The sequence below is a fragment of the Streptomyces sp. E11-3 genome, assembly GCF_046540415.1.
Taxonomy (GTDB): Bacteria; Actinomycetota; Actinomycetes; order Streptomycetales; family Streptomycetaceae; genus Streptomyces.
The window spans coordinates 2,015,392-2,042,155 of record NZ_JAZGRL010000001.1 but is presented as its reverse complement, the minus strand read 5'-3'; the positions used below and the strand labels follow the sequence as shown (position 1 = coordinate 2,042,155).

Genomic DNA, 26,764 nt, shown 5'->3' with positions numbered 1-26,764 from the left:
GCGGCCCGCCGTCCCGAACAGCCCGACTCGGCTCCCCCGCCAAGTCACTCGGACGGCCCGGCCGCGGCCGGCCTCACCACACCCTCAGGTGCTGCGCAGAGGGTATGCAGCCGCACCCGCCCCGATCCGCCAGTTCATGGACGCGTAACACGAGCGCCGCCTTCGTCACTGCCCCGAAACATCGAGGGGCATCGACGGAAACGGCGCTGCGCCAGTCTCCTCAGCACAGTCGGCCCACCCCTCCAGGAGCATCCGCACGGGCCGTTCCGAATCACGAGGAGACTCGGCCTTGAATGGCGCAGATACCGCATTTGTACTGATCAGTGCCGCGCTCGTCATGCTGATGACGCCCGGCCTGGCCTTCTTCTACGGCGGCATGGTGCGGGTGAAGAGCGCCCTCAACATGCTCATGATGTCCTTTATCTCGCTCGGCATCGTCAGTGTGCTGTGGGTGCTCTACGGGTACTCGCTGGCCTTCGGCGATGACATCGGCGGCGGGCTGCTGGGCAACTTCGACCACATCGGCCTCAAGGGCATCAGCGCCGAGACGCTGACCGGCGGCGACGAGGGCATTCCGGTCCTCGCCTTCGCGCTCTTCCAGCTGATGTTCGCGATCATCACGCCCGCCCTGATGAGCGGTGCGCTCGCGGACCGCGTGAAGTTCAGCGGCTGGGCGCTCTTCATCGCCCTGTGGGTCAGCATTGTGTACTTCCCGGTCGCGCACTGGGTGTGGCAGGCCGACGGCTGGCTCTACAAGCTCGAAGTGATCGACTTCGCGGGCGGTACGGCGGTCCACATCAACGCAGGTGTCGGCGCGCTGGCAGCGGTCCTGGTCGTCGGTAAGCGGATCGGCTTCAAGAAGGACCCGATGCGCCCGCACAGCCTCCCGCTGGTCGTCCTCGGCGCGGCCCTGCTCTGGTTCGGCTGGTTCGGCTTCAACGCCGGCTCCGCGCTCGCCGCCGACGGCGTCGCCGCCCTGATGGCCTTCAACACCCAGGTCGCCACGGGTGCCGCGATGCTCGGCTGGCTGATCTACGAGCGCATCAGGCACGGCGCGTTCACCACCCTGGGCGCCGCCTCCGGTGCCATCGCGGGTCTGGTCGCCATCACCCCGTCCGGTGCGCACGTCAACGCCTTCGGCGCGATCCTGATCGGCGTCGTCGCCGGTGCCGTCTGTTCCTGGGCCGTCAGCCTCAAGTACAAGCTGGGCTACGACGACTCGCTCGACGTGGTCGGCGTGCACCTGGTCGGCGGTGTCATCGGCACCCTGCTCGTCGGTGTCCTCGCGATCGACGGCGTCGGCGGCGCAAGCCAGCTCGGCAAGCAGGCCATCGGCGCCTTCTCGGTGATGGCGTACTCCTTCGTCGTCTCCTGGATTCTCGCCAAGATCGTCGACTCCACCATCGGCTTCCGGGCCTCCGAGGACGACGAGACCAGCGGCGTCGACCAGGCCTTCCACGCGGAGACGGCCTACGACTTCAGTGCGGTGGGCGGCACCCCGATCAGCCGTACGCTGCCCGCACCGAGCAACGACGAGAACAAGGCGGCCGCGCCGCAGACCAAGAAGGTGGAAGCGTGAAGCTCATCACGGCAGTAGTGAAGCCGCACCGGCTCGACGAGATCAAGGAGGCCCTGCAGGCCTTCGGCGTCCAGGGCCTGACGGTGACCGAGGCCAGCGGCTACGGACGCCAGCGCGGGCACACCGAGGTCTACCGCGGCGCCGAGTACACCGTGGACCTCGTGCCGAAGATCCGGATCGAGGTGCTGGCCGAGGACGATGACGCCGAACAGCTCATCGAGGTCGTGGTCAAGGCCGCCCGCACCGGCAAGATCGGTGACGGCAAGGTCTGGAGCATCCCGGTCGACACGGCCGTCCGGGTGCGCACCGGCGAGCGCGGTCCCGACGCGCTCTGACCGGAACTGCCGGTACTGCCGGTATTGCCGGTACTGATCGAACGCAGATCAACAAGGAGCTGCTGGGCGTGAGTGTGGACGTACGTACGGGAACGGAAGACTCAGGTAGTACAGAACCCAGCGGCTACGCGGCGGCCCGGCTGCGCCTCCTCCAAGGAGAGGCGCAGTCCGGGCCGCCGCGCCGTGCGGCGCTGGCCGAGCTCACCGACGGCTGGCTCACCCGGCTGTTCTCGGCCGCGGCCGCCGACACCCGGGGCATGGCGCTCGTCGCCGTCGGCGGGTACGGGCGCGGCGAGCTGTCGCCGCGCAGCGACCTGGACCTGCTCCTGCTGCACGACGGCAGCGCGGACCCGGGCGCGGTCGCCTCGGTCGCGGACCGCGTCTGGTACCCCGTATGGGACCTGGGGCTCGCCCTGGACCACTCGGTGCGCACCCCGGCCGAGGCGCGCAAGACCGCGGGCGACGACCTCAAGGTGCAACTCGGACTCCTGGACGCGCGGCATATCGCCGGAGACCTGGGGCTGACCGCCGGGCTGCGTTCCGCGGTACTCGCCGACTGGCGGAACCTTGCCCCCAAGCGGCTGCCCGCCCTCCAGGAGCTGTGCGAGGAACGCGCCGAACGCCAGGGCGAGCTGCAGTTCCTGCTCGAACCCGACCTCAAGGAGGCCAGGGGCGGGCTGCGGGACGTCACCGCACTGCGGGCCGTCGCCGCCTCCTGGCTGGCCGACGCCCCGCGCGCCGGGCTCGCCGACGCCACCAGGCGGCTGCTCGACGTACGCGACGCCCTGCACCTGGCCACCGGGCGCGCCACCGACCGGCTCTCGCTCCAGGAGCAGGACCAGGTCGCCGCCGATCTCGGCCTCCTGGACGCCGACGCGCTGCTGCGCCAGGTGTACGAGGTCGCCCGCACCGTTTCGTACGCCAGCGATGTCACCTGGCGCGAGGTCGGCCGGGTGCTGCGCTCGCGGTCGGCCAAGCCGCGGCTGCGGGCGCTGCTCGGCTCGAACAAGGGGGCACCCGAGCGGACCCCGCTGGCCGAGGGCGTCGTGGAGCAGGACGGCGAGGTGGTGCTCGCGCGCACGGCGCGGCCCGAGCGCGACCCGGTGCTGCCCCTGCGCGCCGCGGCCGCCGCGGCGCAGGCCGGTCTGCCGCTGTCCCTGCACGCCGTACGCCGTCTCGCGGGCGCCGTACGTCCGCTGCCGACGCCGTGGCCAGCCGAGGCCAGGGAGCAGCTGGTGACGCTGCTCGGCGCGGGCCGCAGCACCGTCGAGGTGTGGGAGGCGCTGGAGGCCGAAGGCCTGATCACGCGGGTGCTGCCGGACTGGGAGCGGGTGCGCTGCCGCCCGCAGCGCAACCCCGTACACACCTGGACCGTCGACCGGCACCTGGTGGAGACGGCGGTACGCGCCTCCGAGCTGACCCGCCGCGTCGGGCGCCCCGACCTGCTGCTGATCGCGGCCCTGCTGCACGACATCGGCAAGGGCTGGCCGGGCGACCACTCGCTGGCGGGCGAGATCATCGCGCGCGACGTGGCGACGCGGATCGGCTTCGACCGGGCCGACACGGCCCAGCTCGCCTGCCTCGTACGGCACCATCTGCTGCTCGTCGAGACGGCGACCCGGCGCGATCTGGACGACCCGGCGACGGTGCGCGCGGTCGCGGCCGCCGTCGGCTCCGCATCGACGCTGGAGCTGCTGCACGCGCTGACCGAGGCGGACGCGCTGGCGACCGGGCCCGCGGCCTGGTCGTCGTGGCGCGGGTCGCTGGTGGCGGACCTGGTCAAGCGGGTGTCGGCGGTGCTGGCCGGGGACGCGCCGGACGAGCCGGAGCCCGCGGCGCCGACCGCCGAGCAGGAGCGGCTCGCCGTCGAGGCCTTCCGTACCGGGGGCCCGGTGCTTTCGCTGCGGGCCCAGCAGGAGCCCGTGCCGGACGGCGAGTCGGCCGGTGACCCCGAACCGCTCGGGGTCGAGCTGCTGATCGCCGTACCCGACCAGGCCGGGGTGCTGCCCGCGGTGGCCGGGGTGCTGGCGATGCACCGGCTGACCGTGCGGACCGCGGAGGTGCGTGGCCTGGAGCTGCCCGAGGACATGGGCAAGGAAGTACTGCTGCTCGACTGGCGGGTGGCGGCCGAGTACGGGTCGCTGCCGCAGGCCGCGCGCCTGAGGGCCGATCTCGTACGGGCCCTGGACGGCTCCCTCGACATCCCGGCCCGGCTGGCCGAGCGCGAGGCGGCCTATCCGCGCCGCCGGGGCGTCTCGGCGCCGCCGCCCAGGGTGACGGTGGCTCCGGCCGGGTCCCAGCTGGCGACGGTGATCGAGGTACGGGCCCAGGACGCACCGGGGCTGCTGCACCGGATCGGGCGGGCGTTGGAGGGAGCTGGGGTGCGGGTGCGGAGTGCGCACGTGTCCACGCTGGGCGCGAACGCGGTGGACGCGTTCTATGTCACAGACCCGGAGGGGGCGCCGCTGCCGGGGGAGGAGGCGGCATCGGTGGCCCGAGTGCTGGAGAAGGCGCTCAAAGTGAGCCCGTCCGGCGATTGAGGACATCTGTGAGCCCGGCCGGTGAGGCCCGCGGCGGAGGCCGCTAATGTCACAGCCGGGAAGGGGCGGGGTGGGGGACGATGCCCTGACCCGCGCCACCGCGCACCCGCACCGGAACCAGACCAGTACGCCCCGCGGTGGAGACCCCACCACAAGCGGCCAGATACCCTGGAAGGCGATCTGTCAGCCCGCACCCGACCCGAGGATTCGCGACCGCCGTGTTCGACACTCTCTCCGACCGCCTCGCAGCGACATTCAAGAACCTCCGGGGCAAGGGCCGCCTCTCCGAGGCGGACATCGACGCCACGGCACGCGAGATCCGTATCGCCCTGCTTGAGGCGGATGTCGCACTGCCCGTGGTCCGGGCCTTCATCAAGCAGGTCAAGGAGCGGGCCGCCGGCGCCGAGGTCTCCCAGGCGCTGAACCCCGCCCAGCAGGTCATCAAGATCGTCAACGAGGAGCTCGTCGGCATCCTCGGCGGCGAGACCCGCCGCCTGCGCTTCGCCAAGAACCCGCCGACCGTGATCATGCTCGCGGGTCTGCAGGGTGCCGGTAAGACGACGCTGGCCGGAAAGCTGAGCCGGTGGCTCAAGGGCCAGGGCCACTCGCCGCTGCTCGTCGCCTGTGACCTCCAGCGCCCGAACGCCGTGAACCAGCTGAGCGTCGTCGCCGAGCGCGCCGGCGTCGCGGTGTACGCGCCGCAGCCGGGCAACGGCGTCGGCGACCCGGTCCAGGTCGCCAAGGACTCCATCGAGTTCGCCAGGACCAAGGTGCACGACGTCGTCATCGTCGACACCGCGGGACGCCTCGGCATCGACCAGGAGCTGATGCAGCAGGCCGCGGACATCCGCGACGCCGTCAGCCCGGACGAGGTCCTCTTCGTCGTCGACGCGATGATCGGTCAGGACGCGGTCAACACCGCCGAGGCCTTCCGCGACGGCGTCGGCTTCGACGGCGTCGTGCTCTCCAAGCTCGACGGTGACGCCCGTGGTGGTGCCGCGCTCTCCATCGCGCACGTCACCGGCCGCCAGATCATGTTCGCCTCCAACGGCGAGAAGCTGGACGACTTCGACGCGTTCCACCCGGACCGCATGGCGTCCCGCATCCTCGGCATGGGCGACATGCTCAGCCTCATCGAGAAGGCCGAGCAGACCTTCAGCCAGGCCGAGGCCGAGAAGATGGCGGCCAAGCTCCAGAAGGGCCCCAAGGAGTTCACGCTCGACGACTTCCTGGCCCAGATGGAGCAGGTCAGGAAGATGGGCAGCATCAGCAAGCTGCTCGGCATGCTCCCCGGCATGGGGGAGATGAAGAGCCAGATCGACAATCTCGACGAGCGGGACGTGGACCGCACCGCCGCGATCATCAAGTCGATGACCCCGGGCGAGCGCCATGAGCCGACGATCATCAACGGCTCGCGGCGTGCCCGTATCGCCAAGGGCTCGGGCGTCGAGGTCAGCGCGGTGAAGAACCTCGTCGAGCGGTTCTTCGAGGCCCGCAAGATGATGTCGAAGATGGCCCAGGGCGGCGGCATGCCGGGGATGCCCGGGATGCCGGGCATGGGCGGTGGCCCGGGCCGGCAGAAGAAGAAGCAGAAGCAGGCCAAGGGCAAGCAGCGCTCCGGTAACCCGATGAAGCGCAAGCAGCAGGAGCTGGAGGCGGCCAAGCGCCGCGAGCAGCAGGCCCAGGAGGGTGGCGCGTTCGGCCTTCCGGGCGGGCAGCAGCCGAAGGACTTCGAGCTGCCGGACGAGTTCAAGAAGTTCATGGACTGAGCTCAGGATGTACGAGTTGTGCGAGTAAGGGGCGCCCTCCCAGGAGGGCGCCCCTTACTCGTTGCGTTGACTCGCCGGAAATGCCGCGATCGCCCCGTACGCCAATAATGGCCAGCGTGACCAGTCCCGTGCCCCCACGCGACCGCACCGACCAGCCGTGGCGCTCCGAGGGGGCGCCGCCACCCCCGCCGCCCAAGCGGAAGATGCGCTGGGGCGGCCTGATCCTGACCGCGCTGCTCCTCTACCTCGCCACCAACGTGGTGCTGTCCTTCTTCGGTGACGACGAGCCCAAGACGATTTCGTACACCGAGTTCAGCAGCCAGGTCACCGCGGGCAACGTCGCGAAGATCCACGCCAAGGGCGACCAGATCCAGGGTGATCTGAAGAAGGCCGCGGATGTGCCCGGCAGCGACAAGGGCACCTACGACAGGTTCACCACCCAGCGCCCGAGCTTCGCCGACGACAAACTCTGGGACGAGCTGACCGAGCAGAAGGTCGAGGTCGCCGCGGAGCCGGTGTTCGAGGAGCCCAGCCTGCTCAGCAATCTGCTGATCTCGCTGCTGCCGATCCTGCTCCTGGTGGCCCTGTGGGTGTTCGTCGCCCGGCGGATGGCGGCGGGCATGGGCGGCGCGGGGGGCATGCTCGGCCGCAAGGCTCCGCCCAAGCCGATCGAGATGGAGTCCGGCAAGCGCACCACGTTCGCGGACGTCGCGGGTATCGACGAGGTGGAGGGCGAGCTCAACGACGTCGTCGACTTCCTCAAACACCCCGACTCCTACCGCAGGATGGGCGCCAAGATGCCGCGCGGGGTCCTGCTGTCCGGTCTGCCCGGCACCGGTAAGACGCTGCTCGCGCGGGCGGTCGCGGGCGAGGCCCAGGTGCCCTTCTTCTCGGCCTCCGCCTCGGAGTTCATCGAGATGATCGTGGGTGTGGGCGCGTCGCGGGTGCGGGAGCTGTTCGCGGAGGCCCGCAAGGTGGCGCCGTCCATCATCTTCATCGACGAGATCGACACCATCGGCCGGGCCCGCGGCGGCGGCTCCGGGATGGGCGGCCACGACGAGCGCGAGCAGACCCTCAACCAGATCCTCACCGAGATGGACGGGTTCTCCGGCTCCGAGGGCGTGGTCGTCCTCGCCGCCACCAACCGCGCCGACGTCCTGGACCCGGCCCTGACCCGGCCTGGCCGGTTCGACCGTATGGTCCAGGTCAGCCCGCCCGACCGCGGCGGCCGCGAGGCGATCCTGAGGATCCACACCCGCGAGATCCCGATGGCGGACGATGTCGATCTCGCCCAGGTGGCCCGTACGACACCGGGGATGACCGGAGCGGAACTGGCCAACCTGGCCAACGAGGCGGCCCTGATCGCGGTCAAGCGGAACCAGCCCCAGGTCAGTCAGTCCGACCTCTCCAACGCCCTGGAGAAGGTCCAGCTCGGCGCTGAGCGCCCGCTGGTGATGTCCGCCGAAGAGCGCCGTCGTACCGCCTACCACGAGAGCGGCCACGCACTGCTCGGCATGCTGCAGCCGGGCGCCGACCCGGTCCGTAAGATCACCATTGTGCCGCGGGGGCGCGCGCTCGGGGTGACGCTCTCGACGCCGGAGGCCGACAAGTACGCGTACACCGAGGACTATCTGCGCGGCCGCATCATCGGCGCGCTCGGCGGGATGGCGGCCGAGCACGTGGTCTTCGACGTCATCACGACGGGCGCCGAGAACGACCTCGAACAGGTCACCAACATCGCGCGGAGCATGGTGGCGCGCTGGGGGATGAGCCAGCGGGTCGGCCGGCTGTCCGCACTGCCGAACGAAGCGCAGCAGCCCTACGGACTCGCCGCGGCTCCGGCGACGCTCGACGTGGTCGACCACGAGATGCGGCGCATCGTCGACGAGTGCTACGAGAGCGCCTGCGACCAACTCCGGCGGAACCGCGGCAAGCTGGACGCGCTGGCGGCGGCGCTGCTGGAGAACGAGACGCTGGAGGAGGAAGAGGCGTACCGCGCGGCGGGCATCACACGGCTCGGGAAGGACACGTGAACTGACGGGTGAGCAGGGCGCGTGAGCGCGTGCGTGTATCGATGGGCGCGTCGGCGTGCGAGCGCATGCGTGCGTCGATGGGCGCGCTGGCGCAAGAGGTCGTACGTCACCCGACGTGTGCGCCGGGGGATGAACCTCAGCGCGTGCGTGCGATCAGGTACCGGAAGACGTTCGCCATCCACACCGTCCCGTCCCGGCGTTGATGCGGATGCAGCGCCTCCGTCAGCTCCTTCTCCACCTGCGCCGGATCGGTCGCTGTGATCGCCGCCTCGAACAACCCGGTCGACAGCAGCCCGCGTACCGCGCTGTCCAGATCGGCGTACCCGAAGGGGCAGGCGACCCGCCCCGAGCCGTCCGGCCGCAGCCCGGCCCGCTGGGCGACCTCCTCCAGGTCGTCCCGCAGCGCGGGCCGCCAACTGCCCGTGGCACGCAGCGGATCGGCGAGCCGTGCCGCAACGCGCAGCACCGAGGACGTGGTGCAGCGCTCGGGCGGACCCCAGCCCGCCAGCACCACCGGGGTGCCGCGCTCGGTGAGCGGTGCGGCCCGCTCCAGGAGGGCGGCGAGACCCTCGGAGTCCCCAGCCGCGCAGCCGATCGGCTGGAAGGCGGTCACAAGGTTGTACGCGGGCAGGTCCGCCACCGCCGCCTGGTCGGGGCTGCGGTCGAGGAGACGGGCGTCCTCGGCCCGCGGGGCCGGGTCAGGCCCTGGCCGCAGCCGCTCACGGGCCAGCGCGAGCCGCTCCGGGGCGGCCGGCTCGACGCCGGTCACCGCCGCGCCGCGGGACGCCGCGAGCAGCAGCGCGAGCCCGGAACCGCAGCCGAGGCCGAGCAGTCGGGTGCCCGCGCCGACCTCAAGCCGTTCGTACACCGCTTCGTAGAGCGGCACCAGCATCCGTTCCTGGATCTCCGCCCAGTCACGCGCGCGTACGCACGCGTCCGTACATTCCGTACGGGAGGCTGACGCGGAGCCCGGAGTCGGAAGGTGCTGCTGTACGAGCGTGGGTGTCATCGAAAGTGCCCCAATCGACGAGAGGTGACGAGAGGTTCCCCTGGTGTCCTGTTTCTCCGCCCCCGTACGTGTGCGCGCACGCTCCCCCCGTATGCCAGGGAACTCCCCATCTGCCACGGCGTCCAGGGGTTGTTGGGTAATGCTTGGGTGCCCCGGGCGTGCGCCCCTTTCGGGGGCCGTTCTGGGTCGTCGGTTCCCTTTCACAGCAGGCCGAGTCGTACCATTCGCGCCATGGCAAAGGCTCCCGTTCTCACGCCCCAGGCGGACGATTTCCCCCGCTGGTACCAGGATCTGATCAACAAGGCCGAGCTGGCCGACAACGGTCCGGTGCGCGGCACGATGGTCATCCGACCGTACGGCTACGGCCTGTGGGAGCGGATGCAGCAGGAGATGGACGCCCGCATCAAGGAGGCCGGCGCCCAGAACGCGTACTTCCCGCTCTTCATCCCGCAGTCGTACCTGACGAAGGAGGCCGAGCACGTCGAGGGGTTCGCGCCCGAGCTCGCGGTCGTCACACACGGCGGCGGCAAGGAGCTCGAAGAGCCCGTGGTGGTCCGCCCCACCTCCGAGACGATCATCAACGCCTCCTTCTCGAAGTGGATCCAGAGCTACCGCGACCTGCCGCTGCTGATCAACCAGTGGGCGAACGTGGTCCGTTGGGAGATGCGCCCGCGGGTCTTCCTGCGCACCACCGAGTTCCTCTGGCAGGAGGGCCACACCGCGCACGCCACCTACGAGGACGCCAGGGACTACGCCGCGTACATCCACAAGGAGGTGTACGCGGACTTCATGACGAACGTCCTCGCCATGGACGTGGTCCTCGGCCGCAAGACGCCCCAGGAGCGCTTCGCGGGTGCCATCAACACCCTCACGCTCGAAGCGATGATGCGGGACGGCAAGGCCCTGCAGATGGGCACCAGCCACGAGCTCGGCACCAACTTCGCCAAGGCCTTCGGCACCCAGTACCTGTCCAAGGAGGGCAAGCAGGAGCCGGTCTGGCAGACCTCCTGGGGCAGCTCGACCCGGATGGTCGGCGGTCTGATCATGTCGCACGGCGACGACAACGGTCTGCGGGTGCCGCCGCGGCTCGCGTCCGTTCAGGTCGTGGTGATGGCCATCAAGGGCGACGAGGCGGTCGCCAAGGTGCGCGAGCTCGGCGACCGGCTGAAGGCCGCGGGTATCCGTGTCCAGGTAGACGACCGTATCGACACCCCCTTCGGGAGGCGCGCGGTCGACTGGGAGCTCAAGGGCGTGCCAGTACGGATCGAGATCGGCCCGCGCGACCTGGAGGCCGGCACCGCGATGCTGGCGCGCCGCATCCCCGGCGGCAAGGAGCCGGTCGCGATCGACGCGCTGGCCGGATTGCTGCCCCAGGTCTTCGAGGAGGACCAGGCGCGGCTGCTGGCGGAGTCCCGCGAGCGCCGGGAGTCCCGTACGACGGATGTGGCCACGATCCACGAGGCCGCTGAGGCGGCCGCGGCGGGCGGCTGGGCGCGCATCCCGTGGGCCGCGCTCGGCCCCGAGGGCGAGGCGGAGCTCGCCGAGAACGCCGTGACCGTACGGTGTCTGCTCACCGAGGACGGGTCGGTGCCGGACTTCGACGACGCACCCGGTACCGTCGCTCTGGTGGCTCGCGCGTACTGAGACGCCGTACGCCGGGAGTGACGAGGCTGAAATGCCTCTTGCGCATCTGATGAGAACACGTTCCCCGGCGTGTGGACCAGGTCTACGCGCCGGGGCGTACGCGCCGCTACGTACCACCTTGATGCGAACAGCGTGGCTTCTCCGCAGATCAGCGCACACGCCGTCGTCGTGACGCATGAGTAGCAACTGACGGGTACGTGCAAATTATTTGAGATGCCCCGTAATAGGAACACCGAGGGCACCCGGCTCGTTGTCACGACGTGAGCACGACACCACCTGTTCTCGCCGCAGAGCTGGCACAGGCGTGGGCCGACATTCAGCGGCACCACTCCGAGCTGCCGGATCTTGCCGCGCCCGAATCCCTGATCGGAGAGTCGTCGTCCGCCTGTGGCGCCGAGCTCTCCTTCGAGCGACTGCTGCACGAGGCAGTCCACGGCATCGCCGCCGCGCGCGGCGTCCGTGACACCTCGCGCGCCGGCCGCTACCACAACCGCCGATTCCTGGCGATCGCAGAGGAGCTGGGCCTGGACCATCCCGAGGAACCGCACCCGAGTAGCGGCTTCTCGCTGGTCTCGCTCAATCCCGAGGCCAGGAAGCGCTACCGCCCGACGATCGAGCGCCTGCAGCGCGCCCTTCAGGCACACACCGCCGCGACCTCCGAGGACACCGCACGCAGCTTCCGGGGGCCCGCCGCACGGCACGGCTCGTCCGGTGGTGGCGTACGGGTCAAGGCGGTCTGCGACTGCGGACGCAACGTCCGTGTGGTGCCCTCGGTGCTCGCCCAGGCGCCCATCATGTGCGGCGGCTGCGGCAAGCCCTTCCGCATCCCCGAGGCGGTGGGCGCCGCGAGATAGGCCGCACGGGGCAGCGAGCGGGGCGGCCGGCACCGGGGTCGGCCGCCCCGACGACGTATGGCACAATGACTAGCTGTACTCGACAGCCGCACAGGAACCCTCTCATCCTCCGGCTGACGCGTCCATCGGGCACTCGGGTACCGCAACCCCACGTGGCATCTCGTTGTGCCCAACCACGTCAAGACCAGGAGACACCACTCCAGTGGCAGTCAAGATCAAGCTGAAGCGTCTGGGCAAGATCCGTTCGCCTCACTACCGCATCATCGTCGCCGACTCCCGTACCCGCCGTGACGGCCGGGCCATCGAGGAGATCGGCCTGTACCACCCGGTGCAGAACCCCTCGCGCATCGAGGTCGACTCCGAGCGTGCCCAGTACTGGCTGTCCGTCGGCGCCCAGCCGACCGAGCCGGTCATGGCCATCCTGAAGCTCACCGGCGACTGGCAGAAGCACAAGGGCCTGCCCGCCCCGGCGCCGCTGCTGCAGCCCGAGGAGAAGGCCCCGCGCCCGACCTTCGACGCTGTCGCCGTCGCCGACGAGCCCAAGGGTGAGGCCATCACCCAGAAGGCGAAGAAGGCCGACAAGAAGGCGGACGAGGCCGAGAAGGCTGAGTCCACCGAGTCGACCGAGGCCTGAGCATGCTCGAGGAGGCTCTCGAGCACCTCGTGAAGGGCATTGTCGACAACCCCGACGATGTGCAGGTCGCCTCGCGCGATCTGCGCCGCGGGCGCGTCCTCGAGGTTCGGGTGCACCCCGATGACCTCGGCAAGGTGATCGGCCGTAACGGCCGCACCGCACGGGCCCTGCGCACTGTCGTGGGCGCCATCGGCGGCCGTGGTGTCCGCGTCGACCTCGTCGACGTCGACCAGGTTCGCTGAACCATCGCAGCACCGGCTCGGGCCGGGGAGGGCTTTCGAGCCGTCCCCGGCCCGACGTCGTATGACAGGAGAGAACGCAAGTGCAGCTGGTAGTCGCGCGGATCGGCCGTGCCCACGGCATCAAGGGCGAGGTCACCGTCGAGGTACGCACCGATGAGCCGGAGCTGCGGCTCGCGCCCGGCGCCGTACTGGCCACGGACCCGGCCGCCACCGGGCCGCTGACCATCGAGACCGGCCGGGTGCACAGCGGCCGCCTGCTGCTGCGCTTCGCGGGCGTCCGTGACCGCACCGCCGCCGAGGCGCTGCGCAACACCCTGCTGATCGCCGACGTCGACCCCGACGAGCAGCCCGAAGACCCGGACGAGTACTACGACCACCAGCTGATGGACCTGGACGTGGTGCTCACCGACGGCACCGAGGTCGGCCGGATCACCGAGGTCTCGCACCTGGCCTCGCAGGACCTGTTCATCGTCGAGCGGCCGGACGGCACCGAGGTGATGATCCCCTTCGTCGAGGAGATCGTGACCGGGATCGACCTCGACAAGCAGCAGGCCGTGATCGACCCGCCGCCGGGGCTGATCGACGACCGGGCCGAGGTGGCGTCCGCGCGCGAGGCATTGGGAGAAGAAGCCTGATGCGGCTCGACGTCGTCACGATCTTCCCCGAGTACCTGGAGCCCCTGAACGTCTCCCTGGTCGGCAAGGCACGCGCGCGTGGGCAGCTGGACGTCCAGGTGCACGACCTGCGGGAGTGGACGTACGACCGGCACAACACGGTCGACGACACCCCCTACGGCGGCGGCCCCGGCATGGTCATGAAGACCAACCCCTGGGGCGACGCACTCGACTCCCTCCTGGCCGACGGCTACGAGGCCGGGACCGGTGGCCCCGCCCTGGTCGTGCCGACCCCCAGCGGCCGCCCGTTCACCCAGGAGCTCGCCGTCGAGCTCTCGGAGCGCCCCTGGCTGGTCTTCACACCCGCGCGCTACGAGGGCATCGACCGACGGGTCATGGACGAGTACGCGACCCGGATGCCGGTCTACGAGGTGTCCATCGGCGACTATGTGCTGGCCGGCGGCGAGGCCGCGGTGCTGGTGATCACCGAGGCGGTGGCCAGGCTGCTGCCCGGCGTACTCGGCAACGCCGAGTCCCACCGCGACGACTCCTTCGCGCCCGGTGCGATGGCCAACCTGCTCGAAGGGCCGGTGTACACCAAGCCGCCCGAGTGGCGCGGCCGGGGCATTCCGGACGTGCTGCTCAGCGGTCACCACGGCAAGATCGCCCGCTGGCGCCGGGACGAGGCTCTGCGGCGTACCGCGCTCAACAGGCCCGACCTGCTGGAGCGTTGCGACGCGGCCGGCTTCGACAAGAAGGACCGCGAGATGCTGTCCATTCTGGGCTGGGCCCCCGAGCCCGGTGGCCGATTTTGGCGCAAGGTCCCGGACGTGGAAGAATAGGCCGCTGCTGTACGTCCAGCGTGCGCCCCTGCCACAGGGGGACACGACGCCCGCCCGACGCTGTCAGCACCCCGAAACTCATCACGATATTCCGCTGATGACCTGTGGCATCAGCGAGGAAGTAGACGATCATGGCTCACCTGCTCGACTCCGTCGACGCCGCATCGCTGCGGACCGACATCCCGTCCTTCCGCCCGGGTGACACGGTCAACGTGCACGTGCGCGTCATCGAGGGCAACCGCTCGCGTGTGCAGCAGTTCAAGGGCGTAGTCATCCGTCGCCAGGGCGCCGGTGTCCGCGAGACCTTCACGGTCCGCAAGGTCTCGTTCTCCGTCGGCGTCGAGCGCACCTTCCCGGTGCACACCCCGATCGTCGAGAAGATCGAGCTCGTCACCAAGGGTGACGTCCGCCGCGCCAAGCTGTACTACCTCCGTGACCTGCGCGGCAAGGCCGCGAAGATCAAGGAGAAGCGCGAGAACTGATCTCGCGCACGTCCGTTCGGGGCGGCCGGTTAGGCTCAGTTCCCGATGGACAGCGAAGCACAGTACACGGAGCGCGATCGCTCTCCCGAACCCGCCGACAGCGCGGGGGACGGAGAGGGGTCGCGCTCCGTGCGCGTATCCCGGTACCTGTCGTGCCGTGTCTCCCGACGCGGGCCGTGGCTCTCCTGGCGTGCCGCCGCCACGGTAGGCGCCACCTGTGTGGTCTTCCTGCTGCTCTTCAGCTTTGTGGTGCAGCCGTTCCTGATCCCCAGCAGCTCCATGGAGCCCACGCTCTGGGCCGGAGACCGAGTGCTGGTCAACAAGTTGGCGTACCGTTTCGGTTCCGAGCCCCAGCGGGGTGATGTCGTTGTCTTCGACGGCACTGACGCCTTCGGTGACTCCGACTACATCAAGCGTGTCGTCGGGGTCGGCGGTGACCGGGTGGTCTGCTGCGGCAAGGAGGGGAGCCTCAAGGTGAACGGCGAGCCGGTGGACGAGCGCGAGTACCTCTACCCGAGGGACGAGCCGTCGTCCGTGCCGTTCGACGTCGTCGTACCGAAGGGCACACTTTTCGTCCTCGGTGACCACCGCGCGGCCTCCAGCGACTCGCGCGACCGCCTCGGCAAGCCCGGTGGCGGCATGGTGCCCGTCGACACCGTGATCGGCAGAGCCGACTGGATCGGCTGGCCCTTCGACCGCTGGACATCCCTGGACCGCCCGCGGAGCTTTGAGCGGGTGCCCGCGCCGGACGGCGCGCATGGGTAGCCGCGGACGCCCGCGGACCGACCGGCACGCCGACACCCGGCTGCCCACCGGTACGCGGCCGACCAGTAGCCCCGTACCGCCGGGGCGGGCCGATCGGCGCAAGCTGGCCCGCAGGGTGAAACGCCGCCGACGGCGTTCCGCGCTCCGCGAGATACCCCTGCTCGTCGGCGTCGCGGTGCTGATCGCCCTGGTCCTGAAGACCTTCCTGATCCAGGCCTTCGTCATCCCCTCGGGATCGATGGAAGCGACGATCAACGTCGGCGACCGGGTACTCGTCGACAAGCTGACCCCGTGGTTCGGCTCGAAGCCGCAGCGCGGTGACGTGGTCGTCTTCAGGGACCCGGGGGGCTGGCTCGAAGGCGAGCAACAAGGGCAGAGGAAGGACGACCCGGTCGGCGTCAAGCAGGCCAAGGAGGCTCTGACCTTCATCGGGCTGCTGCCGTCCGACGACGAACAGGACCTGATCAAGCGGGTCGTCGGGGTCGGCGGTGACCGGGTGAAGTGCTGCGACGAGAACGGCCAGGTCACCGTCAACGGCGTCGCACTCAACGAGCCGTATCTCAAGCAGAACCAGCCGCCCCGTACGTTCGACGTGACCGTGCCCGAGCGCCGCCTCTTCGTCCTGGGGGACCACCGGGACAACTCCGCGGACTCCCGCTTCCACCTCACGGAGGCCTTCAACGGCACGGTCTCCGAGGACGGTGTCGTCGGTACGGCGAAGGTCATCGCCTGGCCCGTCGGCAACTGGCGCACTCTGGAGGAACGCGAGACCTACGCCTCGGTCCCGGATGCCGCGGACGCGCGTGGCGAGTCGGCCGCCGCCCTCGGCGCGTCGCATAGGGTGGCCACCGATGAATTGACCACGAAGATCCCCCTCCCGACTCCTGCGGAACTCCCGCTCGTTATGGGAGTGGTAGGCCTGCGTCGCGCATGGGACAGGCAGTGGCACGGAACGAGGAGTGGATGTGGGGGATTTGGCCGTCGGCGCACGATCAGGACACGACGAACCCGAGGATGAACGCGAAGTGATCAGCGGCGGCTCCGGGGACGCGGACGGAGACGGTGCCCCCAGGAACGGCTCGGGCCCGGGCGGCGGCTCGAACGGCGCGGCTGGCTCGGGTGGCGGTTCTGACGAGGGTCCCCGGAGTGCGGACAGCGGGGGCGATGCCGCCTCCGAATCCAAGAAACCCGAAGCCGAGAGGCCTGAATCCCAGAAGTCCGAAGCCGAGAGGCCCGAAGCCAAGAAGCCCGAAGCCAAGAAGCATCGCTCCTTCTGGAAGGAGCTGCCGCTGCTCATCGGTATCGCCCTGGTCCTCGCGCTGCTGATCAAGACCTTCCTGGTCCAGGCCTTCTCCATCCCGTCGGACTCCATGCAGAACACGCTGGAGCGCGGCGACCGGGTGCTGGTCGACAAGCTGACCCCGTGGTTCGGCTCGGAGCCCGAGCGCGGCGAGGTCGTGGTCTTCCGCGACCCGGGGGACTGGCTCCAGGGCGAGCCGACCCCTGATCCCAACGCGTTTCAGACGGTGCTGAGCTTCATCGGTCTGATGCCGTCAGCCGAGGACAAGGACCTGATCAAGCGGGTTGTCGGGGTCGCCGGCGACACCGTGGAGTGCAAGGGCACCGGGCCGCTGACCGTCAACGGCAAGGCGCTGGACGAGAAGTCGTACGTCACCATGGGCACGCCGTGCACCGACATCAATGACGGCGGTACGTTCAAGGTCACGGTGCCCGACGGCAAGCTCTGGGTGATGGGCGACAACCGCCAGAACTCCAGCGACTCGCGCTACCACCAGCAGGAGCCGGGCGGCGGCTTCGTCCCCGTCGAGAACGTCGTGGGCCGCGCGTTCGTCAAGGCCTGGCCGATCAACCGCTGGGACACCCTGCCGGTGCCGGACACCTTCGAGCAGTCGGGCATCAACGCAGCTGGGGCCGGTGACACGGCGGTGGGCGCGGTGGCGGCCGCGGCGCCCGGGGCGCTGGGGCTGGCCGGTGCGGTGCCGTTGGTGCTGTGGCGCAGGCGGCGGCTTTCTGGCGGCAGTACCGCCGGGTAGGGTGCCGTCCCAGATCGCCGATCTTCCTGGTGTACGGCGCGGGCGTGACGCTCGCGCCGCCGCGCTAGGGGGATCGATTCTCCGATGTGGGGCACGGGACGGGACGGCATGAGCAGAACGGGACGTACGGGCGAGGGCCGCGGTCGGCTCGGCAGTGTGCTGTCGGGAGTCGCCGTGGCCCTCGGCTGTGTGCTCTTCCTCGGCGGCTTCGTCTGGGGCGCGATCGCGTATCAGCCGTACAGCGTGCCGAGCGACTCGATGTCCCCGACGATCAAGAACGGCGACCGGGTGCTGGCCCAGCGGATAGACGGCGGTGAGGTGCGCCGTGGCGATGTCGTGGTCTTCCGCGAGCCGAGCTGGGGCAATGGCGATCTGCCGATGGTCAAGCGCGTCGTCGGCATCGGAGGCGACACGGTCGCCTGCTGCGACGCGGGCGGACGGCTGACCGTTAACGGCAAAGCCGTCGAAGAACCGTATCTGCGCCCGGGCTCGGAGGCCTCGGCGACCGGGGGGATACCCCCGACCACCGTCCCCAAGGGGCGGCTCTTCGTGCTCGGCGACGAGCGCGCCAACTCGATGGACTCCAGCGCCCGCCTGCAGCAGGCCATGAAGGGGTCCGTAGCGCGCAGCGCGGTGGACGCCAGGGTCGATGCCGTGGCCTGGCCGATGGACGGCCTGCTGGAGCGGCCCAGCGGCTTCGAGGAGCTCGGCGCCGTCTCCAGCCCCGGGCCGCTGAGGCTGGTCTTCGGTGCGGCCGTGGCCGGGGCGGTGCTGATCCTGGGCGGAGCCGCGTACGGGCCGGTTGCGGGGTTCTTCGGCAGGCGGCGGGAGGTGCACTCGCGTGCCCGTTGAACCCAAGGAGCCCGCGCAGGCGCTGCGCAAGGTGGCCCGAGTGGTGCTGCTCGACCCGCAGGACCGCATCCTGCTCCTGCACGGGCACGAGCCGGGGGACACCGCCGACGACTGGTGGTTCACGCCGGGCGGCGGCCTGGAGGGCGGCGAGAGCCGGGAACAGGCCGCGCTGCGGGAACTGGCCGAGGAGACCGGCATCACGGATGTCCAGCTCGGCCCGGTGCTCTGGCAGCGGATGTGTTCCTTCCCGTTCGCCGGGCGCCGCTGGGATCAGGACGAGTGGTACTTCCTGGCCCGTACGGCACAGACCGCGCCTGCCGCGACGCCCGTGACGGTCGGCGACGGGCTGACCGAGCTGGAGCGGAGCAGTGTCGCCGGACTGCGGTGGTGGACGTGGCAGGAACTCGCGTCCTGCCATGAGACGGTGTATCCGACCAGGCTCGCCGAGTTGCTCCGCAGGCTGCTCGACGAGGGTCCCCCGAGCAGTCCCGTGGTCCTGGACACCGAAATCGTCTAGGGACGCGCGGGGCTGGCGCACAATAGGGGGACGCACGGCTGAAGGGGAACATGCCATGAGCGCCGAGGACCTCGAGAAGTACGAGACCGAGATGGAGCTCAAGCTCTACCGGGAGTACCGCGACGTCGTCGGTCTGTTCAAATACGTGATCGAGACCGAGCGGCGCTTCTACCTCACCAACGACTACGAGATGCAGGTGCACTCGGTGCAGGGCGAGGTGTTTTTCGAGGTCTCCATGGCCGACGCCTGGGTGTGGGACATGTACCGGCCGGCCAGGTTCGTGAAGCAGGTCCGGGTGCTCACCTTCAAGGACGTGAACATCGAGGAGCTCAACAAGAGCGACCTCGAACTCCCCAGCAGCTGACCCCCGCGCCGCCCACCCCCCAGGGGTGACGGAGTTATCCACAGCTGACGGGTTGTCCACCAAGATCAACTCGTCGGCCGGGGATGCGTCACATTCGGTGCCGGAGGTGGTGCCGAATGAACGCACAGGGGGCACTCGGCAAGTACGGCGAGCAGCTCGCCGCCCGACGGCTGGTCGAGACCGGAATGACCGTCCTGGCCCGCAACTGGCGCAGCGGCCGGGGCGGCGAGATCGACATCGTCGCGCTGGACCGCGATGTGCTGGTCATCTGCGAGGTCAAGACCCGAAGAGCGGGACCCGACGAGCGGCGTCCCTTCGAACATCCCATGGCGGCCGTCACGCCGATAAAGGCAGACCGCCTGCGCGGCCTGGCCGAGCGCTGGCTGGCGCAACACGGCGGACCGCCGCCGGGCGGGGTACGGATCGACCTCGTGGGCGTCCTGCTCCCGCGGCGTGGGGCACCCGTCGTCGACCATGTACGGGGGGTGGCCTGACATGGGCTTCGCACGCACCTGCTCGGTGGCCCTGGTCGGCGTCGAGGGCGTCGTGGTCGAGGTACAGGCGGACCTGGAGCCGGGCGTGGCCGCGTTCACACTGGTCGGGCTGCCCGACAAGAGCCTGACCGAGAGCCGGGACCGGGTCCGCGCCGCCGTCGTCAACTCCGACGCCGAATGGCCCCAGAAGAAACTCACGGTGGGCCTCAGCCCCGCCGCCGTGCCCAAGGCGGGCAGCGGCTTCGACCTCGCGGTGGCCTGCGCGACCCTCGGCGCGGCCGAGCGGATCGACCCGCGGGTCCTGGCCGACATCGTCATGATCGGCGAGCTGGGCCTGGACGGCCGGGTGCGGCCGGTGCCCGGGGTGCTCCCCGCGGTACTGGCGGCGGCCGAAGCGGGCTACGAGAAGGTGGTCGTCCCGGAGCGCACGGCGGCCGAGGCGTCCCTGGTACCCGGGGTCTCGGTCCTGGGCGTGCGGAGTCTGCGGCAGCTGATCGCGGTGCTCACGGACGCACCGGTGCCCGACGAGGAGCCCGACGAGGTGGGGCGCCCTGATCCGTCGCTGGCCGGACTCAGTGTGCCGGGCGCCGGGGCGGGCGCGGGCTTCGGCGTCCAGGCGGGGGACCGGGAGCACCAGCAGGACCTCGCGGACGTGGTGGGCCAGGGCCCGGCCAGGGCGGCGATCGAGGTCGCCGCGGCGGGCGGGCATCACCTCTTCCTGTCCGGACCGCCCGGCGCTGGCAAGACGATGCTCGCGGAGCGGATGCCGTCCGTCATGCCGCCACTGACCCGGCAGGAGTCCCTGGAAGTGACCGCCGTCCACTCGGTGGCGGGCATACTGCCGCCGGGCCGACCCCTGGTCGAGACCCCGCCGTACTGCGCCCCGCACCACTCGGCCACCATGCAGTCGCTGGTCGGCGGCGGGAACGGCCTGCCGCGCCCCGGCGCCGTCTCGCTCGCACACCGAGGCGTGTTGTTTCTGGACGAGGCGCCGGAGTTCGGCTCCAAGGCACTGGACGCGCTCAGACAGCCCCTGGAGGCCGGACAGGTCATCGTGGCGCGGGCCGCTGGCGTGGTGCGGCTGCCCGCGAGGTTCCTCATGATCCTGGCGGCCAATCCCTGCCCCTGTGGCAGATTCACCCTGGTCGGCGAGGCCTGTGACTGTCCGCCCTTCGTGATCCGCCGCTACCAGGCCCGGCTGTCGGGGCCGCTGCTCGACCGGGTGGACCTCAAGGTCGCCGTCGAACCGGTCACCCGCTCGGAACTCAGCGGCCTGGTGGGACAGGGCGAGTCCACCGAGACCGTGGCGCACCGAGTGCGGGAGGCCAGGGAGCGGGCCGCTGCCCGGCTGACGGGCACGCCCTGGCGGACCAACAGTGAAGTGCCCGGGCATGAACTGCGGACCCGTTGGCACGCCGAGCCCGGCGCGCTCGCCGAGGCCGAGCGTGACCTGGAGCGGGGGCTGCTCACCGCCCGCGGCCTGGACCGGGTGCTGCGGGTCGCGTGGACGATCGCCGACCTGGCCCAGCACGCCAGACCGGACGCACACGATGTGACGCTGGCGCTCCAGCTGCGCACGGGCGTGTCACGCGGAGTGCCGATGGCGATCGGAGGCAGGGGATGACGGGGCCGGAGGCGCCGCAGGGCACTCGGTCAGCGGAGGTGTCGGCTATCGCTGACGAGGAGCGGCTGGCCAGGGCCGCACTGACCCGGGTTCTGGAACCCGGCGACGAGGCGGGCGGTCAGTGGCTGCGCTCGTACGGCGCGAGCGGGCTGATACAGCGGCTCAAGGAGGGGGGCGAGCTGTTTCCCCGGGTGACGTCCGCGCGCCGGGAAGGGCTGCGCGGGCGGGCCGTAGCGGCGCGGCCCGAGCGGGACCTGGAGCAGGCGCGCGCGGCCAGGGCGAGGTTCGTCTGCCCAGGCGACCCCGAGTGGCCGGCGCAGCTGGACGACCTGGGCCACGCGCGGCCCATCGGGCTCTGGATCAGAGGTCAGGCATCGCTGCGGCTGTGGGCGCTGAGGTCGGTGGCCGTGGTCGGCTCCCGAGCCTGCACGGAGTACGGAGCGCAGATGGCGGCGCGGCTCGGCGCGGGGCTCGCGGAGCGCGGCTGGGTCGTGGTGTCCGGCGGGGCCTACGGCGTGGACGGCGCCGGGCACCGGGGAGTGCTCGGCGCGGGCGGGGCCACCGTGGCGGTGCTCGCCAGCGGGGTCGACGTGCCCTATCCGCGCGGACACCACAGACTGCTCGACCGGATCGCCGAACAGGGTCTCCTGGTCGGCGAGTTACCACCCGGCGACCATCCCACCGCGTACCGCTTCATCCAGCGCAACCGGGTCATCGCCGCGCTCACCCGGGGCACGGTCGTCGTCGAGGCCGCCTGCCGCAGCGGTGCACTGGTGACCGCGCGCAGGGCCCAGTCGCTGGGCCGTCACACGATAGGAGTACCCGGTCCGGCCACCAGCGGACTCTCGGACGGGGTGCATCAACTCCTGCGTGGTGAAGGGGTACTGGTCACCAGCGCCGCCGAAGTCGTGGAGCTGGTGGGGGCCATCGGCGACCTCGCGCCGGAGCGGCGCGGCCCCGTCGTGCCCAGGGACCTGCTCGGCCCGCAGGCCGCACGGGTGCTCGCCGTTCTACCGGCCACCGGCGCGCTGACCGTGCGGGACATCGCGCACGGCGCCGCGACCACCCCGGATGACGCCGTCGGCAGTCTGTACGAACTCCAGTCACTGGGGTTCGTCGAACGACACGGCGACGGCTGGCAGTTGACACGCCAGACGACACAGACTGTCTTTTCGTCGAATGAAAGGTGGTGACCAGAGGCGTTCCGCCGTCCGGATGATCCCCGATGACCTTGGCAGATGGCCTTTCGGTCGCAGCGGCCCACGGGGGAAACGGCACGGTGGGCCGACCAGCTGAACGTATCTGCCCATGCCAGATCCCCTACTCTTCGCAGACCGCGACGCTCCAGTCACGCTACGCTCACATGGCTTCCGACCCCCCACCACGACCTCACCCCAGTTCACAGCAGGACGACTCAAGGCGACGAATGCCCCAGCACACCTCCGGGTCTGACCGGGCGGCTGTTCCGCCAGCTGCCCGCGGCAGCGTACGGCCGCCCGCACCCTCGTCGCTCGACGAGCTGTGGCGCTCGTACAAGGCGACGGGTGACGGGCGGTTGCGCGAGCAGCTGATCCTGCACTACTCGCCGTTGGTGAAGTACGTCGCCGGCCGGGTGAGCGTGGGGCTGCCGCCCAACGTCGAACAGGCGGACTTCGTCTCCTCCGGGGTCTTCGGACTGATCGACGCCATCGAGAAGTTCGACATCGAGCGGGAGATCAAGTTCGAGACGTACGCGATCACCCGCATCCGCGGGGCGATGATCGACGAACTCCGGGCCCTGGACTGGATTCCGCGATCGGTGCGGCAGAAGGCACGCAACGTCGAACGCGCGTACACGACACTCGAAGCGCAGCTGCGACGCACCCCGTCGGAAGGGGAGGTCGCCGCCGAGATGGGCATCGCGCTGGAGGAACTGCACACGGTCTTCAGCCAGTTGTCGCTGGCCAACGTGGTGGCTCTGGAGGAGCTGCTGCATGTGGGCGGCGAGGGAGGCGATCGGCTCAGCCTCATGGACACCCTGGAGGACACCTCCGCGGACAACCCCGTGGAGGTCGCCGAGGGCCGCGAGCTGCGCAGACTCCTCGCGCGGTCGATCAACACCCTCCCCGAACGCGAGAAGACCGTGGTCACCCTCTACTACTACGAGGGGCTCACGCTCGCCGAGATCGGCCATGTGCTCGGGGTGACCGAGAGCCGGGTCAGCCAGATCCACACCAAGTCGGTGCTCCAGCTCAGGGCGAAGCTGGCGAGCTTCGGACGCTGAATCGGTCCTGCCTGCGGCGTCGGCTCCGTAGAGTGGAAACGTGCCAAGGATTCGAGCGGCCTCTGTGGCCGAGCACCGGTCGATGCAGCGCGGCGCCCTGTTGGACGCCGCGCGTTCCCTGCTGTCCGAAGGCGGTACGGACGCGCTGACGTTCCCCGCGCTCGCCGAGCGCACGGGCCTGGCCCGGTCCTCCGTCTACGAGTACTTCCGCTCCCGCGCGGCGGTCGTGGAGGAACTCTGCGAGGTGGACTTCCCCGTCTGGGCGGCGGACGTCGAGACCGCGATGCAGCAGGTGCAGTCCCCCGAGGCCAAGGTGGAGGCCTACGTGCGGGCGCAGCTCGCGCTGGTCGGCGACCAGCGGCACCGTGCCGTGGTCGCGATCTCCTCCAGTGAGCTGGACGCGGGCGCCCGCGAGAAGATCCGGGCCGCGCATGGGGGACTGGTTGCCATGATCGTCGAGGCGCTCGATGCCCTGGGGCACTCGCAGCCCCGCATGGCGGCGATGCTTCTGCAGGGCATCGTCGACGCGGCGGTCCGCCGCATTGAGCTCGGTGCGGCGGAGGATCCGGCCGTCATCACCGACGCGGCGGTATCCCTCGCGCTCCGAGGAATACGCGGCTAACCCGCCGCGCGGAGGGTATGCACGGTGCCCCGTGCCGGGGTGAGGGTGCCCTTCGGGCTTGTCTTCACGGTGCGCCGTGACGGGGTGAGGGTGCCCCTCGGGCTTGGTTGAACGGCGCCCCGCGGCGGGGGGAGGGTGTTGCCCTCCGGGCTTGGTGGAACGGGTGCACCCGTGGCGAGGGGTTGTGCCCACCCTCCCCCANCTCCCCACCCTCAACCGCACCAGCAACCCCACCCAAGACCAGCGCCGCGCACAACATCACGATCAGCAGCACCACGATCGGCAGCACCACGATCAGCCGCACCGCAAGCAACCGCACCACGACCAGCCGCACCCCCGCACCCACACTCCGTTTCATCCCAGAACCGTGGCACCACCGCCCCCACCCCCGCTGATCACGGCCCGGATCTGTGGACAACCGACCGGTTGTGGACAGCGGCGTCACCCGGTACCCCGCGGGTCCCGTACACTTCTTGTGGCGATCCGGGTCACCGGGTCGACTTCGCACGCCCCGACGTCGAGGTCGTGAGCAGCGGCTCATCAGGAGCGGCAGTTCATCAGCACCGACGTCAGCGTCCCTCGGTCCCATATGCGGCTAGCCCTCATGTGTGGCACGGCGCGCGCCGGGGTGTCAGGACTTAACCGAGAACCTAGAACAACAAGGAGTACGGCCATGGCCGTCGTCACGATGCGGGAGCTGCTGGAAAGCGGCGTCCACTTCGGTCACCAGACCCGTCGTTGGAACCCGAAGATGAAGCGGTTCATCTTCACGGAGCGCAACGGCATCTACATCATCGACCTGCTCCAGTCGCTGTCGTACATCGACCGCGCCTACGAGTTCGTCAAGGAGACCGTCGCCCACGGCGGCACGGTCATGTTCGTCGGCACGAAGAAGCAGGCCCAGGAGGCCATCGCCGAGCAGGCCACCCGCGTGGGCATGCCCTACGTGAACCAGCGCTGGCTCGGCGGCATGCTGACCAACTTCTCGACCGTCTACAAGCGCCTGCAGCGCCTGAAGGAGCTCGAGCAGATCGACTTCGAGGATGTGGCCGCCTCCGGCCTCACCAAGAAGGAGCTCCTGGTCCTCTCCCGCGAGAAGGCCAAGCTGGAGAAGACCCTCGGCGGTATCCGCGAGATGCAGAAGGTGCCCAGCGCCGTCTGGATCGTGGACACCAAGAAGGAGCACATCGCGGTTGGTGAGGCCCGGAAGCTCAACATCCCGGTCGTCGCCATCCTCGACACCAACTGCGACCCCGACGAGGTCGACTACAAGATCCCGGGCAACGACGACGCGATCCGCTCCGTCACCCTGCTCACCCGCGTGATCGCCGACGCTGTCGCCGAGGGCCTCATCGCCCGTTCCGGTGGTGCCGGTGAGGGCAAGGGCGAGAAGGCCGCCGGCGAGCCGCTGGCCGAGTGGGAGCGCGACCTGCTCGAGGGCGAGAAGAAGGCCGACGAGGCCGAGAAGCCCGCCGAGACCCCGGCCGCCGAGGCCGAGAAGCCGGCCGAGGCCGAGAAGCCCGCCGAGGCCGAGAAGCCCGCCGAGGCCCCGGCCGCCGAGGCCCCGGCCGCCGAGGCCGCTGCCGAGGCTCCGGCCGCGGACGCCGCCGAGCAGGCCTGACCTCCCCAGAAAATCCCGGGGAACCGGTCACAGATGCGGTAGTTGACGGCGGGGGCAGGCAATGCCCCCGCCGTCCACCCGTAGATCTGTCCACCCGTAGATCTTCAGACTTCGCTTCGAGAGAGAATTCCGAGAATCATGGCGAACTACACCGCCGCTGACGTCAAGAAGCTCCGCGAGCTCACCGGCGCCGGCATGATGGACTGCAAGAAGGCGCTGGACGAGGCCGAGGGCAACGTCGACAAGGCCGTCGAGGCCCTGCGCATCAAGGGCCAGAAGGGCGTCGCCAAGCGCGAGGGCCGCTCCGCCGAGAACGGCGCCGTGGTCTCCCTCATCGCCGACGACAACACCTCCGGCGTCATCGTCGAGCTGAAGTGCGAGACCGACTTCGTCGCCAAGGGCGAGAAGTTCCAGGCCGTCGCGAACTCCCTCGCCGCGCACGTCGCCAAGACCTCCCCGGCCGACCTCGAGGCGCTGCTCGCCTCCGAGATCGAGCCCGGCAAGACCGTCCAGGCGTACGTCGACGAGGCCAACGCCACCCTCGGCGAGAAGATCGTCCTGGACCGTTTCGCCCAGTTCACCGGTGGCTACGTCTCCGCGTACATGCACCGCACCATGCCCGACCTGCCCCCGCAGATCGGTGTCCTGGTCGAGTTCGACAAGGCCGACGCCGAGGTCGCCAAGGGCATCGCGCAGCACATCGCCGCCTTCGCGCCGAAGTACCTCTCCCGTGAGGACGTCCCGGCCGAGGTCGTCGAGGCCGAGCGTCGCGTCGCCGAGGAGACCACCCGCGCCGAGGGCAAGCCCGAGGCCGCCCTGCCGAAGATCGTCGAGGGCCGCGTCAACGGCTTCTTCAAGGACGCCACGCTCCTTGGCCAGCCGTACGCGCTCGACAACAAGAAGTCCGTCCAGAAGGTCCTGGACGAGGCCGGCGTCACCCTGAAGCGCTTCTCGCGCATCAAGGTCGGCATCTGAGTCCGTACCGCGATCGACTGAAGGCCCGCTAGGGTC

Annotated in this window: 26 protein-coding genes; 25 read left to right on the top strand and 1 reads right to left on the bottom strand. The window is 70.2% G+C overall.

The window, feature by feature from the left end:
• Positions 1 to 289 precede the first annotated feature (289 nt).
• The 5 genes from U9R90_RS09110 to ftsH all read left to right on the top strand — a co-directional run bounded on the left by U9R90_RS09110 (position 290) and on the right by ftsH (position 8,256).
• Positions 290 to 1,579, top strand: coding sequence for an ammonium transporter (locus tag U9R90_RS09110; RefSeq protein ID WP_411055888.1), 1,290 nt, complete (start codon positions 290 to 292; stop codon positions 1,577 to 1,579).
• Positions 1,576 to 1,914 (top strand): P-II family nitrogen regulator, encoded by a 339-nt coding sequence (locus U9R90_RS09105; RefSeq protein ID WP_411055887.1) that lies wholly within the window; start codon positions 1,576 to 1,578, stop codon positions 1,912 to 1,914. The genes U9R90_RS09110 and U9R90_RS09105 overlap by 4 nt, the downstream gene beginning before the upstream one ends.
• A 68-nt stretch (positions 1,915 to 1,982) precedes the next feature.
• Complete coding sequence (locus tag U9R90_RS09100; protein WP_411055886.1) at positions 1,983 to 4,454, top strand: [protein-PII] uridylyltransferase; 2,472 nt, start codon at positions 1,983 to 1,985, stop codon at positions 4,452 to 4,454.
• A gap of 218 nt (positions 4,455 to 4,672) precedes the next feature.
• Entirely contained in the window at positions 4,673 to 6,223 is a 1,551-nt protein-coding gene (gene ffh, locus U9R90_RS09095) for a signal recognition particle protein (RefSeq protein WP_411055885.1), read from the top strand.
• A gap of 116 nt (positions 6,224 to 6,339) precedes the next feature.
• The gene (ftsH, locus tag U9R90_RS09090) at positions 6,340 to 8,256 is read left to right on the top strand and encodes an ATP-dependent zinc metalloprotease FtsH (RefSeq protein WP_411055884.1); all 1,917 of its coding nucleotides are present in this window, start codon (positions 6,340 to 6,342) and stop codon (positions 8,254 to 8,256) included.
• A gap of 136 nt (positions 8,257 to 8,392) precedes the next feature.
• On the opposite strand, the gene U9R90_RS09085 is transcribed toward ftsH, so the two are convergent.
• A complete protein-coding gene (locus U9R90_RS09085) occupies positions 8,393 to 9,265 on the bottom strand; it encodes an SAM-dependent methyltransferase (protein WP_411055883.1) in 873 nt (290 codons plus the stop codon).
• Between the two features lie 231 nt (positions 9,266 to 9,496).
• Here U9R90_RS09085 and proS point away from each other — a divergent pair, with 231 nt between their 5' ends.
• The 20 genes from proS to tsf all read left to right on the top strand — a co-directional run bounded on the left by proS (position 9,497) and on the right by tsf (position 26,728).
• The gene (proS, locus tag U9R90_RS09080) at positions 9,497 to 10,909 is read left to right on the top strand and encodes a proline--tRNA ligase (RefSeq protein ID WP_411055882.1); all 1,413 of its coding nucleotides are present in this window, start codon (positions 9,497 to 9,499) and stop codon (positions 10,907 to 10,909) included.
• Positions 10,910 to 11,169: 260 nt separating this feature from the next.
• The gene (locus tag U9R90_RS09075) at positions 11,170 to 11,763 is read left to right on the top strand and encodes a hypothetical protein (RefSeq protein WP_411055881.1); all 594 of its coding nucleotides are present in this window, start codon (positions 11,170 to 11,172) and stop codon (positions 11,761 to 11,763) included.
• Positions 11,764 to 11,965: 202 nt separating this feature from the next.
• Positions 11,966 to 12,397: a 30S ribosomal protein S16 gene (gene rpsP, locus U9R90_RS09070; protein WP_411055880.1), complete on the top strand. Its 432-nt coding sequence runs from the start codon at positions 11,966 to 11,968 to the stop codon at positions 12,395 to 12,397.
• A 2-nt stretch (positions 12,398 to 12,399) separates the two neighbouring features.
• A complete protein-coding gene (locus U9R90_RS09065) occupies positions 12,400 to 12,639 on the top strand; it encodes an RNA-binding protein (protein WP_033321114.1) in 240 nt (79 codons plus the stop codon).
• Positions 12,640 to 12,719: 80 nt separating this feature from the next.
• Entirely contained in the window at positions 12,720 to 13,274 is a 555-nt protein-coding gene (gene rimM / locus U9R90_RS09060) for a ribosome maturation factor RimM (RefSeq protein WP_411055879.1), read from the top strand.
• A complete protein-coding gene (gene trmD / locus U9R90_RS09055; RefSeq protein ID WP_411055878.1) occupies positions 13,274 to 14,095 on the top strand; it encodes a tRNA (guanosine(37)-N1)-methyltransferase TrmD in 822 nt (273 codons plus the stop codon). The genes rimM and trmD overlap by 1 nt, the downstream gene beginning before the upstream one ends.
• 131 nt (positions 14,096 to 14,226) lie before the next feature.
• Positions 14,227 to 14,577 carry a 50S ribosomal protein L19 gene (gene rplS, locus U9R90_RS09050; RefSeq protein WP_411055877.1) on the top strand — a complete coding sequence of 117 codons (351 nt, stop codon included), beginning with the start codon at positions 14,227 to 14,229 and terminating at the stop codon, positions 14,575 to 14,577.
• Positions 14,578 to 14,622: 45 nt separating this feature from the next.
• A complete protein-coding gene (gene lepB / locus U9R90_RS09045) occupies positions 14,623 to 15,342 on the top strand; it encodes a signal peptidase I (protein ID WP_411055876.1) in 720 nt (239 codons plus the stop codon).
• On the top strand, positions 15,335 to 16,360 hold the full coding sequence (gene lepB / locus U9R90_RS09040; protein ID WP_411055875.1) for a signal peptidase I: 1,026 nt from the start codon (positions 15,335 to 15,337) through the stop codon (positions 16,358 to 16,360). Before lepB (U9R90_RS09045) ends, lepB (U9R90_RS09040) begins: the two co-directional genes overlap by 8 nt.
• Positions 16,308 to 17,396, top strand: coding sequence for a signal peptidase I (lepB, locus tag U9R90_RS09035; protein ID WP_411055874.1), 1,089 nt, complete (start codon positions 16,308 to 16,310; stop codon positions 17,394 to 17,396). The genes lepB (U9R90_RS09040) and lepB (U9R90_RS09035) overlap by 53 nt, the downstream gene beginning before the upstream one ends.
• Positions 17,397 to 17,504: 108 nt before the next feature.
• On the top strand, positions 17,505 to 18,248 hold the full coding sequence (gene lepB / locus U9R90_RS09030; protein WP_411055873.1) for a signal peptidase I: 744 nt from the start codon (positions 17,505 to 17,507) through the stop codon (positions 18,246 to 18,248).
• The gene (locus tag U9R90_RS09025) at positions 18,238 to 18,765 is read left to right on the top strand and encodes an NUDIX hydrolase (RefSeq protein ID WP_411055872.1); all 528 of its coding nucleotides are present in this window, start codon (positions 18,238 to 18,240) and stop codon (positions 18,763 to 18,765) included. Before lepB (U9R90_RS09030) ends, U9R90_RS09025 begins: the two co-directional genes overlap by 11 nt.
• 55 nt (positions 18,766 to 18,820) lie before the next feature.
• Positions 18,821 to 19,129 (top strand): DUF2469 domain-containing protein, encoded by a 309-nt coding sequence (locus tag U9R90_RS09020; RefSeq protein WP_055510545.1) that lies wholly within the window; start codon positions 18,821 to 18,823, stop codon positions 19,127 to 19,129.
• Positions 19,130 to 19,245: 116 nt separating this feature from the next.
• Positions 19,246 to 19,623: a YraN family protein gene (locus U9R90_RS09015; RefSeq protein ID WP_411055871.1), complete on the top strand. Its 378-nt coding sequence runs from the start codon at positions 19,246 to 19,248 to the stop codon at positions 19,621 to 19,623.
• Between the two features lies 1 nt (position 19,624).
• Positions 19,625 to 21,247 carry a YifB family Mg chelatase-like AAA ATPase gene (locus U9R90_RS09010; RefSeq protein ID WP_411055870.1) on the top strand — a complete coding sequence of 541 codons (1,623 nt, stop codon included), beginning with the start codon at positions 19,625 to 19,627 and terminating at the stop codon, positions 21,245 to 21,247.
• A gap of 47 nt (positions 21,248 to 21,294) precedes the next feature.
• The gene (dprA, locus tag U9R90_RS09005; RefSeq protein WP_411057687.1) at positions 21,295 to 22,440 is read left to right on the top strand and encodes a DNA-processing protein DprA; all 1,146 of its coding nucleotides are present in this window, start codon (positions 21,295 to 21,297) and stop codon (positions 22,438 to 22,440) included.
• Positions 22,441 to 22,673: 233 nt separating this feature from the next.
• Positions 22,674 to 23,510, top strand: coding sequence for an RNA polymerase sigma factor WhiG (gene whiG / locus U9R90_RS09000; RefSeq protein ID WP_411055869.1), 837 nt, complete (start codon positions 22,674 to 22,676; stop codon positions 23,508 to 23,510).
• 64 nt (positions 23,511 to 23,574) lie between these two features.
• The gene (locus U9R90_RS08995) at positions 23,575 to 24,132 is read left to right on the top strand and encodes a TetR/AcrR family transcriptional regulator (protein ID WP_411057686.1); all 558 of its coding nucleotides are present in this window, start codon (positions 23,575 to 23,577) and stop codon (positions 24,130 to 24,132) included.
• Positions 24,133 to 24,805: 673 nt separating this feature from the next.
• Positions 24,806 to 25,753, top strand: a complete 948-nt coding sequence (gene rpsB, locus U9R90_RS08990) for a 30S ribosomal protein S2 (RefSeq protein ID WP_411055868.1) — start codon at positions 24,806 to 24,808, stop codon at positions 25,751 to 25,753.
• A 138-nt stretch (positions 25,754 to 25,891) separates the two neighbouring features.
• Positions 25,892 to 26,728 (top strand): translation elongation factor Ts, encoded by an 837-nt coding sequence (gene tsf, locus U9R90_RS08985; protein WP_411055867.1) that lies wholly within the window; start codon positions 25,892 to 25,894, stop codon positions 26,726 to 26,728.
• Positions 26,729 to 26,764 lie beyond the last annotated feature (36 nt).